At 61.8% G+C, this 13,604-nt stretch carries 14 protein-coding genes and 1 pseudogene; 5 read left to right on the forward strand and 10 right to left on the reverse strand.

Annotated elements, in window-relative coordinates; genetic code table 11:
• Nucleotides 1–102: 102 nt before the first annotated feature.
• Genes VGP39_RS01630 through VGP39_RS01640 form a run of 3 tightly spaced genes read left to right on the forward strand, consistent with a single transcriptional unit; the run spans nt 103 to nt 4,117 of the window.
• A complete protein-coding gene (locus VGP39_RS01630) occupies nt 103–1,254 on the forward strand; it encodes a hypothetical protein (RefSeq protein WP_327566361.1) in 1,152 nt (383 codons plus the stop codon).
• Nucleotides 1,251–2,732 (forward strand): hypothetical protein, encoded by a 1,482-nt coding sequence (locus tag VGP39_RS01635; protein WP_327566362.1) that lies wholly within the window; start codon nt 1,251–1,253, stop codon nt 2,730–2,732. Before VGP39_RS01630 ends, VGP39_RS01635 begins: the two co-directional genes overlap by 4 nt.
• Nucleotides 2,733–2,767: 35 nt before the next feature.
• Nucleotides 2,768–4,117, forward strand: a complete 1,350-nt coding sequence (locus VGP39_RS01640) for an oligosaccharide flippase family protein (protein ID WP_327566363.1) — start codon at nt 2,768–2,770, stop codon at nt 4,115–4,117.
• Nucleotides 4,118–4,149: 32 nt separating this feature from the next.
• On the opposite strand, the gene VGP39_RS01645 is transcribed toward VGP39_RS01640, so the two are convergent.
• A complete protein-coding gene (locus tag VGP39_RS01645) occupies nt 4,150–5,019 on the reverse strand; it encodes a class I SAM-dependent methyltransferase (RefSeq protein WP_327566364.1) in 870 nt (289 codons plus the stop codon).
• 114 nt (nt 5,020–5,133) lie between these two features.
• Between VGP39_RS01645 and VGP39_RS01650 the strand changes: the two are divergent.
• A pseudogene (locus VGP39_RS01650) lies at nt 5,134–5,427 on the forward strand (glutathione binding-like protein); the annotation flags it as partial.
• Nucleotides 5,428–5,575: 148 nt separating this feature from the next.
• On the opposite strand, the gene ybgC reads toward VGP39_RS01650, so the two are convergent.
• From ybgC to VGP39_RS01695, 9 genes are all read right to left on the reverse strand, one after another.
• Nucleotides 5,576–6,022, reverse strand: a complete 447-nt coding sequence (gene ybgC / locus VGP39_RS01655) for a tol-pal system-associated acyl-CoA thioesterase (RefSeq protein ID WP_327566365.1) — start codon at nt 6,020–6,022, stop codon at nt 5,576–5,578.
• Nucleotides 6,019–6,225 carry a hypothetical protein gene (locus VGP39_RS01660; RefSeq protein WP_327566366.1) on the reverse strand — a complete coding sequence of 69 codons (207 nt, stop codon included), beginning with the start codon at nt 6,223–6,225 and terminating at the stop codon, nt 6,019–6,021. Before VGP39_RS01660 ends, ybgC begins: the two co-directional genes overlap by 4 nt.
• 15 nt (nt 6,226–6,240) lie before the next feature.
• Nucleotides 6,241–6,462, reverse strand: coding sequence for a type II toxin-antitoxin system HicB family antitoxin (locus VGP39_RS01665; RefSeq protein WP_327566367.1), 222 nt, complete (start codon nt 6,460–6,462; stop codon nt 6,241–6,243).
• Nucleotides 6,459–6,701, reverse strand: a complete 243-nt coding sequence (locus tag VGP39_RS01670) for a type II toxin-antitoxin system HicA family toxin (protein WP_327566368.1) — start codon at nt 6,699–6,701, stop codon at nt 6,459–6,461. Before VGP39_RS01670 ends, VGP39_RS01665 begins: the two co-directional genes overlap by 4 nt.
• A 128-nt stretch (nt 6,702–6,829) precedes the next feature.
• A complete protein-coding gene (locus tag VGP39_RS01675) occupies nt 6,830–7,741 on the reverse strand; it encodes a metallophosphoesterase (RefSeq protein ID WP_327566369.1) in 912 nt (303 codons plus the stop codon).
• A gap of 269 nt (nt 7,742–8,010) precedes the next feature.
• Nucleotides 8,011–9,057: a Holliday junction branch migration DNA helicase RuvB gene (gene ruvB, locus VGP39_RS01680; protein ID WP_327566370.1), complete on the reverse strand. Its 1,047-nt coding sequence runs from the start codon at nt 9,055–9,057 to the stop codon at nt 8,011–8,013.
• Between the two features lie 211 nt (nt 9,058–9,268).
• Nucleotides 9,269–9,886, reverse strand: a complete 618-nt coding sequence (ruvA, locus tag VGP39_RS01685; RefSeq protein WP_327566371.1) for a Holliday junction branch migration protein RuvA — start codon at nt 9,884–9,886, stop codon at nt 9,269–9,271.
• 160 nt (nt 9,887–10,046) lie between these two features.
• Nucleotides 10,047–10,562 carry a crossover junction endodeoxyribonuclease RuvC gene (gene ruvC, locus VGP39_RS01690; protein WP_327566372.1) on the reverse strand — a complete coding sequence of 172 codons (516 nt, stop codon included), beginning with the start codon at nt 10,560–10,562 and terminating at the stop codon, nt 10,047–10,049.
• Between the two features lie 206 nt (nt 10,563–10,768).
• Nucleotides 10,769–11,515, reverse strand: coding sequence for a YebC/PmpR family DNA-binding transcriptional regulator (locus VGP39_RS01695; RefSeq protein WP_327566373.1), 747 nt, complete (start codon nt 11,513–11,515; stop codon nt 10,769–10,771).
• A gap of 323 nt (nt 11,516–11,838) precedes the next feature.
• Between VGP39_RS01695 and VGP39_RS01700 the strand changes: the two genes are divergently transcribed.
• Nucleotides 11,839–13,587, forward strand: a complete 1,749-nt coding sequence (locus VGP39_RS01700; RefSeq protein ID WP_327566374.1) for a methyl-accepting chemotaxis protein — start codon at nt 11,839–11,841, stop codon at nt 13,585–13,587.
• Nucleotides 13,588–13,604 lie beyond the last annotated feature (17 nt).

A 13,604-nucleotide genomic window follows, 5' to 3' on the forward strand; every position in this document is an offset into this window, starting at 1 on the left:
GATCACGATCGTTCGCACGCGGCATAGGCCATCGATAGTATCGCCGCGATTGACGAACGAACACCGATATGGTTCAGGTAAATCATGAAATCCTCAGGATTTATGAACGAATTGTCGGTTGTTATCAAGCCCATGAGACCGCTCCTGCTGCTGTCTTTGCTGCTGCTTGGAGCGCTCGCGGGGCTTGCGGTTCAGCATTTTTTTCTTGTGAAGTATCAGGCGAGATTTTCTCTGGCCATGTCAGGTGACTTGACAACGTTTCGCGAGACGGAGCCGCTTTTCAGCTCGCCCGAGATGTTCGAAAAGTATGGCGAAAAGCAAAAGATTATCGGCTCCGCGGACTTTGAGAAGATTCATCGTCAGTTCGTTCGAAATTTGAACAGCCCGATCAGGATCGAACATGTTTTTCGGCTGTCGCGGAAAGACACCCGCGATCTGCCGGACGTGTATGCCAAGGAGGAAGTGAGCCGGCAAATCGGCTCTCAAGGATTGCAGTCCGACCTCCAAGTTTATGCGACCGCCAGAGAGCCGGAAACCGCGATCAGGTTGGCGAAGCTGGCGATGGGATATGCACGTGACAGTCTGGCCGAGATCTCACTCAGATTGAGTTTGCGCAGATGGGGTCCTGGCGCACGAACCGAGCTGGCGACGAACCGGGAAACGGTTGCGAATCTCCGATCCGACCTGGCATCCGCCGATCGCCGGATCGAAAGTATGGAGCGCCTCAAGGACCGGCATAAGGACGAAAAGGACCTCGCCGTTTCCCCCTCCGGCCTGGCTCCCTCCGTCCAGTTTCAAATCGCAGGCACGCGCAATCTTTCTCCGTTCCAGCAAATCATCGGACTGGAGACTGATCGCGCCGAATTGGTGGAAAAGTTGCGATTGGCGGAGCACGAACGATTGCGACTGGAGACGTTTGTCCGTTTTGCGGATTTATTCGACTCGCGTATCGGTGACGGTGCTTCGATCGGCTTGACCAAGGAAATACTCAAGCAGGCGAAGCAATCCGACGTCCAAGAAGATGACGCGGCAAATTCCACGGAAAACGCGCTGGCGAATATCGGGATGCAGATGCAGCGCATTCTGTCGCGTTTCGATGAATCAAGAACCAATCCGATCGAACCGGAAACCCGATTCGTCGGCATTGGGCGTGGATTGGCAACGCTGATCGGCCTGGTTGTAGCCGCCGCGGTGTGGTTGCTTGTGGTATTGATGTTTCCCGTGCCGCGCTCCAAGTCCGACGTCGCGACTTGACCACCCTGTCAAATTTCGAACCTCGGCGGCTTACGGTCGCATCGAACCGTCAACCCCGGCCGACGCGGCGTTTGCTGCTGGCTTATATAGCCTTTGTCGTATCCAGCGCCGGTTCGACCGTCGCACTGCTGCTGGCGGAGCCCGACCTGCAACTCGTGCTGGCGCCTGTGCTGGCGGCCACCTGGATTTTTGCGGTTTTCTCCTGCTTTCTGTACCTTCATGACGGCCAGAACCTGGTTTTTCATGTCGGTTTTTTCGCCGCGGGCTCCGCCCTGATTTATATCGCGTTGCCCGGGGTTTTTTTTGCGCTTTCCGGATTCGAATGGTCGGACACCTCCGACACCCGGCTGGTTTTGCTCCACACGAATGTGGACGACGTCGCCGCTTATGTATGGCGCGGAGCGCTTTATCTGTCCGGATTCTGCGTGACGTATGTTCTTGTCATTTTGAACCTGAAGAAACCAGCCTCGGCCATCGTGATTCCCGTGACAGCGACCGACGTCGCGATCTGCGCGTCTATAGTGGCGGCCTGCTTCTTCTACCAGACGGCGATCAATCTTGCTTTTGGGGTGTCGCTTTCGCAAGCCGATACCGAATTTCCAGCTGACGGCATCAATCCAAATCTGCCGCTGTTGGTCGCGCAGATCACCCACAACATCATGGCCGTTCAGCGAATTGCGAAACTCGCGCTGATCGTCGCGCTGGTAGGCCTTTGGAAAAACAAATGGGCGAGATTCGCGCTGGTGGTCTTTCTCTTCAGCGAGCTATTTTCTACCGTGGCGCTGTTCGGTCCGCGCAGCTATTTTGCTTTCCTGGTACTTGCGACGGTGCTGTCGTTTCACAGACTGGTTCGACCGATTAGCGTACCGGTTGCTGCCGCCGTCGGAATTCTGTTCCTGTCGCTCCTGCTGGCGTATGGCTACGTCCGCGACTATTCGAATCATGCAAGCGACTTTTCAACCGCCAATGAATTCCAGGTCCTGATGGGCACGGCTCTTCATGTACGTGATATGGTCGCCGATGGTCTCAAGGTACCTCCACAGGTTCGGTGGAGCGAATTGTTGATGCTGATCCCTCAGCAGCTTCTTCCAACCGAGAAAATCGATCCGTCAATCTGGTATCTGCTCGAGAGTGGATATAGCGAAACCGGCTCGGGCTATATGTTTGGCGTACAGTCGCAGGCGGAAGCAGGTTGGGGAAATCCCGAGCTTTTCCTCCGCGGCGTTTGTCTTGCGCTGGTGCTCGGATTTTTTTATCGGCAATACGTCAAGCGCCCGCCAAGCTTCCTGCTGACGGTGTGTTATATCTGGCTGCTGACGGCGATATATTACAGCTATCGTGCGGCAACGTTCTACTGGGTCACCTTCATCGCTTTCCGGCTGCTGGTTTTCGTCGGGGTGTTTCTGGCCATCCGGCATATCGTGTCAATCGTCCGATCCGACCAGAGCACGTTCACGCCGCGAGATGCCGCAAAATAGATGCGTCGTGAGTTCAAGGTGTGCTGCGAGGCCTGATGGCTTCCTTGGAGCCGCGCGAGCCAGATGACAAACGATACGTGCAAAAACGTGCCAGTCCCATGCTGAAGACGTTGTTCCGGCATTCGTACTGGAATGCGGTGGCGACGTTCAGCCATCAGGGTTCGACGTTTGTAAGCAATTTCCTGGTCATCAAGCTGCTCGACCATGCCGCCTATGGAAAGTTCTCGCTGCTCAATCTGACCGCGTTCTACGCAGCCAACATCCTGCAATTTGCGCTGGGCTCGACGGTCTCCAGGTTCGTTGCGCGTTTTGCCCACGACCGCGCGCGACTGCTCTCGGTGATCTGGATCTGCGGCACGTTCTGCCTGGTCAGCGGATTGCTTGGTCTCGCAGCGCTGGGGCTCGGATCCGGTTTTCTTTCACGCAGTGTCTTTCTCGAGCCCTCTTTGGCTGGGCCGATCGGACTCGTGTCGCTTTCTGTCCCGAGCCTGGTCGGCATGGTGTTTCTGGGTGGATTGCTTCAGGGGCTGCACGGCTTTCGAATGCTGGCGATTTCTTCCGTGGTTTCGGGCGTGCTGTTTGTCGCGATTGTGGCTGCCGGCGCATGGCAGGGCGATCTGAACGGAGCCGTTGTCGGCTTCGTGGCGGGCTCGACATTGCGCAGCCTGATCATGGGGAGCGCCGCATTGCTGGAAATACGCAGGAAGGAACCTGGAATGGCTCTTTCCTGGCGCGGTATGCCGGACCGATCGGTCCTGCGCGAAATCAGCACGTACCAACTCCCGGCCGGCCTGGCGACATGCATTACGATCCCGACGCTTTGGTTGCTTCCGACAATCCTGGCGCGAAATACCCAGGACTTCTCGGAGGTCGGATCCTATAGCGTCATTCTCATGATCAAATCGCTGATCGTATTGCCCGCCTCGGTCGTCGCCCTGGCTCTGCAGCCATCCGCCGAAAAAGCCCTGGCAACCGGACAGCCCGACGTAGCGCTGCGGATATTCCGCACCGCCTTGATGGTGAGTCTCGGCGTTGCCGCCGCGTCGGCCGCCTTCTTTGCCGTGTTCGCCAAAGAGGCGCTGACTTTGTTTGGCCGCGGCTTCGCGTCGGCTGCTCTCGAACTGCAGTTGATGATGATCGCAGCCGTGGCGGAAGCGGCCGTGATCGCACTCTACATGAGCGTCCAGGCCAACAACCGAATGTGGGCCTCGATTTTCGTGACCCTTCTGCCGCGCGATCTGGTCATGCTGTCGATCGCCGTTGCATTTACGTCCCGGTACGGCCTGCACGCGATTATTGTCGCGCACGTCCTGGGCGCGCTGGTGAATCTTGCCGGTGTATGCTGGCTCAGCTTCAGAGCCAGGGCGTCGTTGAGAGTTCCCTGATTGACTGTTCGGAACAGCCGAGCCGGATGAACTCAGGTCGGGTCGCCGGGCAAAACGGGCTTTCGCTCGAAAACGAATTCGTTGCAACCGATGCCGCCTGCACAGGTTGAAAGTCTGGTAAGTTCAAAGCCCTTTGATTTATAAAAATCAAAAACTTCTTCGGGCTTGCAAACCTCGAACGGAAATCCGCCAACCCAATCGATCACGTCGCGATAAGGCGACATGCCTCGATTTTTCTTGTAGTTGATCCAGGTCGAAAACGGCTGCAGGAAAACCAGATCGCGAATAGTCGCCGGCCCCCACAACTTCAGCAAGCACGGCCAAACCACGATAAACCGCAGCGGCTTCGGAAGCGAGACATAAGCCTTCTTGACAATCCACCAGGCCTTCGACGCCCTTCCTTGATCATTGTAGAGCGCGATAAAGAGCTTTCCACCCTCGCTCACATTTGCAGCCACATTGGCGAGCGCGTCCCACATCGCCCCGGTATGATGAAGAACACCCCAGGAATACACGACGTCGAACTTACCCAATCGGGCCAGATAATCCGCGTTTAGCGCCGAACCTTCTTCCACCGTCCAACTCGGATCCGCTTCAAAATAGCGGCGCTTGAGCTCGACCGTACACGCAACCGACTGCGGATCATAATCGAACGAAAACACCCGGGCGCCGAGCCGCCTGGCAGCAAGAGACGACAATCCGCTTCCGCTGCCGACGTCCAAAAACGTCTTGCCCTTCAGATCTTCCACTTCGAGCATCTGCTTGATCGCCGCTTCCGCCCGGGATATCCGCTCATCGTCGACCACGGACAGGAAGTGAGCCCAGTTGTCGCCGAACTCGAAACGTTCTCCGCGACCGATCTCCTGACGGTGTGAAGTGGAAATTGCGGATGGGTTATTCATGACTGAACGTAGCTTCCAAATATCTCGAGCTTCATCGGGTCCTATTAGCTGAGTTCGCTCGCTGATCGCAATACAAAACGACGATTTACATAGCATCGCTGACGTCGCTAGACCGCGCCGGCCGAGGCCAAGGCCTACACGTTGGAGAAAGGCCTGTCCCGGCTGGACTATCTCAACAGCTATTTCGTGGGCAGAGAATTCCTGCTCGACCATTTCAGCGTCGCGGACGCCTATCTCATCACCGTGATCAACTGGACCATGGCGACGCCACCGATCGATCTGGCAAAATGGCCCAACATCAAGGCCTATTACGGGCGCACCCGCGCGCGGCCGAGCATCGCAAAGGCGCTGGGTGAGGAGTTCGCCCTGTACAAGGCGGAACTGGCGCGGCACAAGGCGGCGGCGTGAGTCTCGTGTCCCTCCACGAGTCGTCTCCGCGCAGGCGAGGACCCATAACCACCGGCGTCGGCGATTGAAGCGATTGTTGCAACATCGTTCCTGAATCGCGAGCACGGTGGGTATGGGTCCCGGCCTTCACCGGGACGACGGCGGAGTTTCACTCCACATCCGCCTTCATCATCACCCGCAGCGCTTTCGGAATCGGCTGCGCGCGGCCTTCGCTGATGAAGGCGACGCGCACCTTCGCCCTGACCAGCACATCGCCGCCGCGGCGCACTTCCTGCGCCAGCGTGATCGACGCCCCCTTCACCTCGATCGGCCAGCTGACCACGTCCAGCACGTCGTCCATGCGCGCGGGCCTCAGAAAGTCGATCTGCATCGACCGCACCACGAAGGCAAAGCCCGGCGTTTCGGCTAGCGCCTCCGCGAACAGCGCGTGCTGTTCCGCGCCCATCATCCGCAGGTGATTGGTCCGCCCGCGCTCCATGAAGCGCAGATAATTGGCGTGATAGACGATGCCGGAAAAATCCGTGTCCTCGTAATAGACCCGGATTTGCATATGATGCCGGCCGTCGCGGATCGCGCCGTCGAGATGGGAGGTCATCGGTGGCGCGCACGCTGCAGGAAATCGGCTAAATTCCGTAGGCGGACGCGCCCTGCCTCAACGTCGCCCATCCCTTCATCAACCGCGTCCTTGAGCGCGCGAAATTTTTTGGCCTGAGAAAGCAAATACTCACCTGCCGGCTCGCGCATGTCCTCGGGCAGCAATTCAAGGACTTCGACAACTTTTTCGGCGGCTGAACTCATAGCGGCAGGGCGGCTCTATCCGGCGCGGGCCAGCGGCGGAGCAGGTTTCGGAATTTCCTGCTTCCACGCCTTCGCGGATTCGATCCACGACGCAATGGCCTCCTGCACGTTTCTGAGGGCATCTTCCGGCGTTGCGCCATCCGACATACAGCCCGGAAGCTCCGGTACGGTTGCGAGATATCCTCCGCCGTCGCTCTCAGCCAGCCGATCAATCCGCACAGCATATTCCAGTTTCATTTCCGGACTCCGTGGGCATCAATATAACGCACAAGTTTGCGAATGTAGACCGGCTTGATCGGCCGGCGAGCCGGAATGGTCAATATTTCGAGTGCGGAAGGATGTTTGGCATGACAATGGGATGTCCCCCGGCCGGCCCGAAACCACAGGCCATAAGCGCGGCAAACCTTCTCTACGTCGCTGATGGTCCAGTCCCCGAGCGGATTGCGCCGCATTTGCTCGAGCAGATCGGCACTCATCGTCGGGGAGGCGTCGTGGTTGTCACGGTCAGGCTCCGGAGCGGGTTTCAAACGTAGCGTCGCTGGATGCCGGTTTCCACGTCTGCTGCCCAGTATTGCGCCCGTGTTTGCAACCGCGGGTCGGTGCGTTATGCCGCGGCTGAGCTTGCCCCGCCCAGCGTCACAAGCACGATTTCGGGGGGCACGCCGAAGCGGAAGGGCATGATGCTGCATCCGAGGCCGCCGGAAATGACGATGTCGCAGTTCACGCGGATGTGGCCATAGACCAGCTTTGGTCCCGACGGCGACACCGGCGACCATCCGAGCAGGCGCACCTGGCCGCCATGGGTATGGCCGGAGAGCTGCAGCGCCACGCGGGCCGGCACCCGCGCTGCGATGTCGGGCTCGTGCGCCAGCAGGATCACCGGCGCGTCGTCGGTGACTTTCGCAAGCGTCGCCGCGAGATCGTCGACGCCGATGCGCCGCACCGGGCGGAAGCGGCGCGCCGGAACGTAAGCCAGTTGATCGCCAAGCCCGGCGAGCCAGAACGGGCGGCCGCCCTTGGTCAGCCGCTGTGCATCGTTTTCGTAAACCGGAATGCCGGCCGCTTCGAGCGCGCGGCGGGCGATGGTCGGTCCCTGCCCCTCGCGCTGCACGGCCTTGTCCTCCCACCAGTCGTGATTGCCGAGAATCGCGTGCACGCCGAGCGGCGCCCTCAGGCCGGCGAGCACGGGCGCCCATTCGCTCGCAGGAATGTAGCGCGTCACGCGGCGATGCCCGGCCACATAATCGCCGAGCATGACGATGATGTCGGCGCCCAGCGCATTGGTGCGCTCGACGATCCCCTCGATGCGCTCCAGCGACATCCAGGGATCGCAGGCATGAAGATCGGCGATGACAGCGATCTTGAGCTGGAAGTTCGCGGGCCACCTCAGTGGCGTAATATCGTAACGCGCGACACGAAGCCGCAGCAGGGGTTCACCAAACCCGTAGGCCGCGGTTGAAGCGCTGAGCGCTCCCAATCCGCCGATGAAACGAAAGAACTGCCGCCGTGAAATCATGAATGGTTAATCGTGATGCACCGTCATCCTGCGCGGGGATTGCAGCCGAATTGGGGTGCGTTTGTGCAGATCGTCAGCAGGCGCGTCTCGTGTCCCGGACGCAGTGCAGCGCGTAGCTGTTGCGAAGCGGTACGCTGCAGAGCCATAAGCGCGTTTGCGCGCATCTTCAACGCGCTATGGCCCAGCTTGCTAAGACCGCAACCGGGATCCCGGTTCTGCGAAGCAGCGCTTCGCAAGAGCTACGCGCTGCATCGCGCCCGGGACACGAGTCACTCCTCCTCGCCGCCGCCGAACAACCCGAACTGCGCCGGGTCGCGCGAGGGCTCAGCGAGCCCGAGGTGGCGGAAGGCGTGCGAGGTCAGGAGGCGGCCGCGCGGGGTGCGCTGCAGATAGCCGCACTGGATCAAAAACGGCTCGATGATGTCCTCGATGGCGTCGCGCGGCTCCGACAGCGCCGCGGCCATGGTTTCGACGCCGACCGGACCGCCGCCGTAATTCATCGCGATGGTGGAGAGATAGCGCCGGTCCATCGCATCGAGTCCGGCGGCGTCGACTTCGAGCGCGATCAGCGCGTGGTCGGCGATGGCGCGGTCGATCGAGGCGGCATCGGCGGCGGAGGCGAAATCGCGCACCCGTCGCAGCAGGCGGCCGGCGATGCGCGGGGTGCCGCGGGCGCGGCGCGCGATCTCGTTGGCGCCATCCTTTGTCATGCCGATTTTCAGCACGCGGGCGCCGCGGGTGACGATCTGTTCCAGCTCCGCCTCGGTATAGAAATTCAGCCGAACCGGAATCCCGAATCGGTCGCGCAGCGGATTGGTCAGCAGGCCCGCCCGCGTGGTGGCGCCTACCAGCGTGAACTTTGCCAGTTCGATCTTCACCGAGCGCGCCGCCGGGCCCTCGCCGATGATCAGGTCGAGCTGAAAATCCTCCATGGCCGGATACAGCACTTCTTCCACCGCGGGACTGAGGCGATGGATCTCGTCGATGAACAGCACGTCGCGCTCTTCGAGATTGGTCAGCAATGCGGCGAGATCGCCGGCCTTGGCGATGACGGGGCCGGAGGTGGCGCGAAACCCGACGCCGAGCTCGCGCGCCACGATCTGCGCCAGCGTGGTCTTGCCCAGCCCAGGGGGGCCGACAAACAGCACGTGGTCCAGCGCCTCGCCCCGCTTTCGCGCGGCGTCGATGAACACCTGCAGATTGGCGCGCGCCTGCTGCTGGCCGACGAATTCGGACAGCCGTTGCGGCCGCAGCGCGGTGTCGGCGCCGTCATCCTCGCGGCGCTCGGGGGTGACGATGCGGGGCGAAGTGGTCATGGGGTGATGCTAGCACGATGGGAGCGCGCTCTTAATTCTGAGGCGCGGCGATAATGTTCATCAACACCTCCCCCCTTGAGGGGGAGGTCGACGCTGCGCAGCAGCGTCGGGAGGGGGGTAAGCCACAAGCGCCGGCGCCCGGGGCTACCGCCCTCCCCGACCCTCCCCCTCAAGGGGGGAGGGGGAACAACCACCAGCGCAACACCAACACTCACCGCGCCAGTTCCTTCAGCCCGAGCCGGATCAGTTGCGCGGTCTCCGCGCCCTCGCCTGCGATGCGCGACGCACCGGCGATGGCGGCCGCCGCCTGCGGCTGGCCGTAGCCGAGATTGACCAGTGCGGAGATCGCGTCGGTGACCGGGCGCGGGGCGCGGTGATCGTCGAGGCTGCCTGCCAGGTGCACCAGCGCCGGATCGACGTTCGAAAATGCAGGCGCCTTGTCCTTCAATTCGGTGACGATGCGTTCGGCGACCTTCGGGCCGACGCCCGGCGTGCGCGCCACCGCGGCCTTGTCGCGCAGCGCAATCGCATTGGCAAGATCGGACGGCGGCAGCGTGCCGAGCACCGCCAGCGCCACCTTGGCGCCGACGCCCTGCACGGTCTGCAGCAGCCGAAACCATTCGCGCTCGACGTCGCTGCGAAAGCCGAACAGCTTTATCTGATCCTCGCGCACGTAAGTCTCGATCGACAGCACCGCGGCCTCGCCGGGCGCGGGCAGCGCCTGCAGCGTTCGCCCCGCGCAATGCACCTGATAGCCGACGCCGCTGACGTCGAGGATAACGTAGTCCTCGCCGTAGCTGTCGATCAGGCCCTTGAGTTTACCGATCATGCTGGCCTCAATCGTGCAACACACGATGAGTCGTCCCCGCGAAGGCGGGGACCCATACGCCGTGTCGCCTCGTTTCGGCAATGGGGTAGAGGCCTTCCGCAACAAGCATTGCCAGGGGTTATGGGTCCCCGCCTTCGCGGGGACGACGCGGGGTAATCACTCATGCGCCCACCACCTTCAGCCGCAGCGCGGTGCTGGCGCGGTGGTGCGCGTGGGTGATGGCGACGGCCAGCGCGTCGGCGGCGTCGGGGGATTTCGGGTCGGCCTTGGGCAGCAGGAGTTTTAGCATCACCAGGATCTGGTGCTTGTCGGCATGCCCTGCGCCGACCACGGTCTTCTTGACCTGGTTGGGTGCATATTCCGACACCGCTATTCCGAACATCGCCGGCGCCAGCATCGCCACCCCCCGCGCCTGCCCAAGCTTCAGCGTCGCGACACCATCCTTGTTGACAAAGGTCTGCTCGACCGCGGCCTCGGCGGGCTCGAACTCGTCCAGCACTTTTGTCAGCCCCTGGTGGATCGCCAGCAGCCGGCGCGCCAGCGGCAGACCGTCCGGCGGCTCGACCGAACCGCAGCCGATAAACGTCAGCCGGTTGCCGCAGGTCTCGATCACGCCCCAGCCGGTGCGGCGCAGGCCGGGATCGATGCCGAGGATGCGAATCGGAAGCGGTGTCATGCGGTAGTGATACTGCCGGAGCGGCAAGAACGAAATAGCAACAGGCCGTTCCCCCACCGTCATTGCGAGCGAAGCGAAGCAATCCAGAAGCCCGAAGCAAGAATTGGGTTGCTTCATCGCTACGCTCCCTGAGAGGTTTGTGCCCCGGACGCCGCGTAGCGCGAAGCCTTGCGAAGCGGTGCGCTGCAGAGCCGCGGCCGCCCTCCCTACCCGCCCATCTTCACGACCAGCGCGTCGGACACTTCGAAATTCGCATACACGTTCTGCACGTCGTCGTGCTCGTTGAGCAGATCGATCAGCTTCAAGAGTTTCTCGCCGGTCTCGTCGTCCACCGGCACGGTGTTTTGCGGCTTCCAGGTAAGCTGAGCCTTGCGGGCTTCGCCGAATTTTGCCTCCAGCGCTTTTGCCACCTCGCGGAAGGTTTCCTGCGAGGCGTAGACTTCGTGGCCGTTTTCGCTCGACACCACGTCGTCGGCGCCGGCATCGATCGCGGCGTCCAGCATGGCGTCGTCGGAGGCGACGTTTGCGTCGTATTCGATGATGCCGGTACGGTCGAACATGAAGGCCACCGAACCGGTCTCGCCGAGGTTGCCGCCGGACTTCGTAAAGTAGGAGCGGATGTCGGAGGCGGCGCGGTTGCGGTTGTCGGTGAGCGCCTCGACAATCACCGCGACGCCGCCGGGGCCATAGCCCTCGTATCGGATCTCGTCGTAATTCTCGGCCTCATTGCCGATCGCCTTCTTGACCGCGCGCTCGATGGAATCCTTCGACATGTTCTCCTGCCGGGCCGAAATGATGGCGGCGCGCAGCCGGGCGTTCATCGCCGGATCCGGCTGGCCCATCTTGGCCGCCACCGTGATTTCCCGCGCCAGCTTGGAGAACAATTTTGACTTCTGGGCATCCTGCCGGCCCTTGCGGTGCATGATGTTCTTGAATTGGGAATGTCCGGCCATGCGGGTCTCTAGGCTGCGTTCAGGATGCGAAGGGTGGAAAGCGCGGGGTTATAGGCCGCAAACCCCGTAAAATCAAAGCCATCGGCCGTCATTGCGAGCCAATGGGTCGCGCGAATGCGCGCCCGATGCCAGCGAAGCAATCCAGAACCCCCTCCCTTCCCTCCCCCGCTCGCGGGGGAGGGTTAGGGTGGGGAGATTGCTTCGTCGCAAGGGCTCCTCGCAATGACGGCTGAGAGTGCCCCCAGCGTCAGGCAATCGTTAACCATGACTTCACCGGGGAATGCGAGGATGCGGGCCCGGATTCCTTCATATCGAGAGAAGCGATGGCGTTTAGCCTGTTCCGAAAACCTGACCAGAAGCCGGCTGACGCGGCGGCCGCCCCCGAGATGCCCCCGGCGGCGGCCGCCGATGTCGCGCACCACGATTCGGCCAAGGAAATCCTCGAACTGCTGGAACTCGAACTCGGCGCCATGATCCGCCAGCTCGAGCGCGCGGCCAATTCGGTGGCCGGCGGCGCACAATCGACCGCCGCGACGCTGTCCAATATCCGCTCCCGCACCGACGCGCTGACGGGCCGCACCAGCGCCGCGCAGTCCACCGCCACCACGTTTTCGCAAGCCGCGGAAAAATTCACCCACTCCGCCGAGGGCATCGGGGCGCAGGTGCGCGACGCCTCGAAGCTCGCCGACCAGGCCAGCGCCGCGGCGCATGAAGCCAGCCTCAATGTCGACCGCCTGCGGGAATCCTCCGCCGCGATCGGCAATGTCGTGAACCTAATTGCGCAAATCGCAAAACAGACCACGCTCTTGGCGCTGAATTCCACCATCGAGGCCGCGCGCGCCGGGGTGGCCGGCCGCGGCTTTGCGGTGGTGGCCTCCGAAGTGAAGGCACTTGCGGTACAGACCCAAAACGCCACGGAAGAAATCAAGCAGAAGATCGACGCGCTGCAGAAGGACGCCGCCGGTTCCGTCGACGCCGTGCATCGCATCTCCAAGGCGATCGAGGCGATCCGCCCAGTGTTCGAACACGTCAACAGCGCGGTGGCCGAGCAGAACGAAACTACCAGCGACATGTCGCAGAATGCCGCGTCCGCCTCGCACTTCATCGTCTCGGTCGGCAACAGCGCCGCCGAAATCGACGCGGCCACCAAGGAGGCCGAGGCCCACGGGACAAGCGTCGCGGAAGCCGGCAAGGCCGTCACGATGTTCGCCGAAAAGCTGAAATCGCGCTGCGCGGTCCTGCTGCGCCAGGACGAACGCGAGGAAGAGCGCAAGCGCGAGCGGCTGCCGTGCCACCTCAGGATCGAGATCGCCGCGCGCGGCGGCAAGGTCGCTGCCGCGGTCTACGAAATTTCGATGGAAGGCATTTTGATTTCCGGCCCGGGCACCGAGAGGCTGCCGACGAATGAAACCTGTGCCGCCACCCTGCAGGATATCGGCGGCTGCAAGATCCGCGTCACCGAGCGTTCGGCCGCGGGCGCGTGGGCGCGCTTCGAGGCGCCCGATGCAGCTTTACGCGAAGCGATCGAAGACAAGCTATGGTCGATCCATGACGAGAACACCGAATTCGTCACCCGCGCCATGGATGCCGGCACCGCGCTGACCAGGATTTTCGAGAGCGCGGTTGCGAGCGGCGCAATCTCGATCGACGACATGTTCGACACCGACTATGTCGAGATTCCCGGCTCCAACCCTGTGCAGCACCGCACGCGAATCCTTGATTGGGCGGACCGCGCGCTGCCCGAATTCCAGGAAGCGTTTCTGGCGAAAGACCCGCGCATGGTGTTCTGCGCCATGATCGACCGCAACGGCTACCTGCCGGTGCACAATAAGATCTATTCGCACCCCCAGCGGCCCGGCGACGTCACCTGGAACACCGCCAACAGCCGCAACCGCCGCATCTTCAATGACAAGGCGGGATTGGCGGCGGGCCAGAACACCCGCTCCTATCTGATCCAGAGCTACGCCCGCGACATGGGCAACGGCAAGACCATCATGATGCGCGAGATCGACGTGCCGATCCGTGTGCAGGGCCGGCACTGGGGCGGGTTCCGCACGGCGTACAAGCTGTAGCCACTATCCTCCGTCGT

It is taken from the genome of Bradyrhizobium sp. (genome assembly GCF_036009065.1).
In the GTDB taxonomy this organism is placed as follows: Bacteria; Pseudomonadota; Alphaproteobacteria; order Rhizobiales; family Xanthobacteraceae; genus Bradyrhizobium.

What these genes read in the sequence shown, in the direction of transcription:
- VGP39_RS01665 (WP_327566367.1), bottom strand. Translation starts at nt 6,462, where the DNA reads ATGAAACTGGAATATGCTGTGCGGATTGATCGGCTGGCTGAGAGCGAC.
- ybgC (WP_327566365.1), bottom strand. Translation starts at nt 6,022, where the DNA reads ATGACCTCCCATCTCGACGGCGCGATCCGCGACGGCCGGCATCATATG.
- VGP39_RS01660 (WP_327566366.1), bottom strand. Translation starts at nt 6,225, where the DNA reads ATGAGTTCAGCCGCCGAAAAAGTTGTCGAAGTCCTTGAATTGCTGCCC.
- VGP39_RS01675 (WP_327566369.1), bottom strand. Translation starts at nt 7,741, where the DNA reads ATGATTTCACGGCGGCAGTTCTTTCGTTTCATCGGCGGATTGGGAGCG.
- VGP39_RS01700 (WP_327566374.1), top strand. Translation starts at nt 11,839, where the DNA reads ATGGCGTTTAGCCTGTTCCGAAAACCTGACCAGAAGCCGGCTGACGCG.
- ruvC (WP_327566372.1), bottom strand. Translation starts at nt 10,562, where the DNA reads ATGACACCGCTTCCGATTCGCATCCTCGGCATCGATCCCGGCCTGCGC.
- VGP39_RS01670 (WP_327566368.1), bottom strand. Translation starts at nt 6,701, where the DNA reads ATGAGTGCCGATCTGCTCGAGCAAATGCGGCGCAATCCGCTCGGGGAC.
- ruvA (WP_327566371.1), bottom strand. Translation starts at nt 9,886, where the DNA reads ATGATCGGTAAACTCAAGGGCCTGATCGACAGCTACGGCGAGGACTAC.
- VGP39_RS01630 (WP_327566361.1), top strand. Translation starts at nt 103, where the DNA reads ATGAACGAATTGTCGGTTGTTATCAAGCCCATGAGACCGCTCCTGCTG.
- VGP39_RS01640 (WP_327566363.1), top strand. Translation starts at nt 2,768, where the DNA reads ATGGCTTCCTTGGAGCCGCGCGAGCCAGATGACAAACGATACGTGCAA.
- VGP39_RS01695 (WP_327566373.1), bottom strand. Translation starts at nt 11,515, where the DNA reads ATGGCCGGACATTCCCAATTCAAGAACATCATGCACCGCAAGGGCCGG.
- ruvB (WP_327566370.1), bottom strand. Translation starts at nt 9,057, where the DNA reads ATGACCACTTCGCCCCGCATCGTCACCCCCGAGCGCCGCGAGGATGAC.
- VGP39_RS01645 (WP_327566364.1), bottom strand. Translation starts at nt 5,019, where the DNA reads ATGAATAACCCATCCGCAATTTCCACTTCACACCGTCAGGAGATCGGT.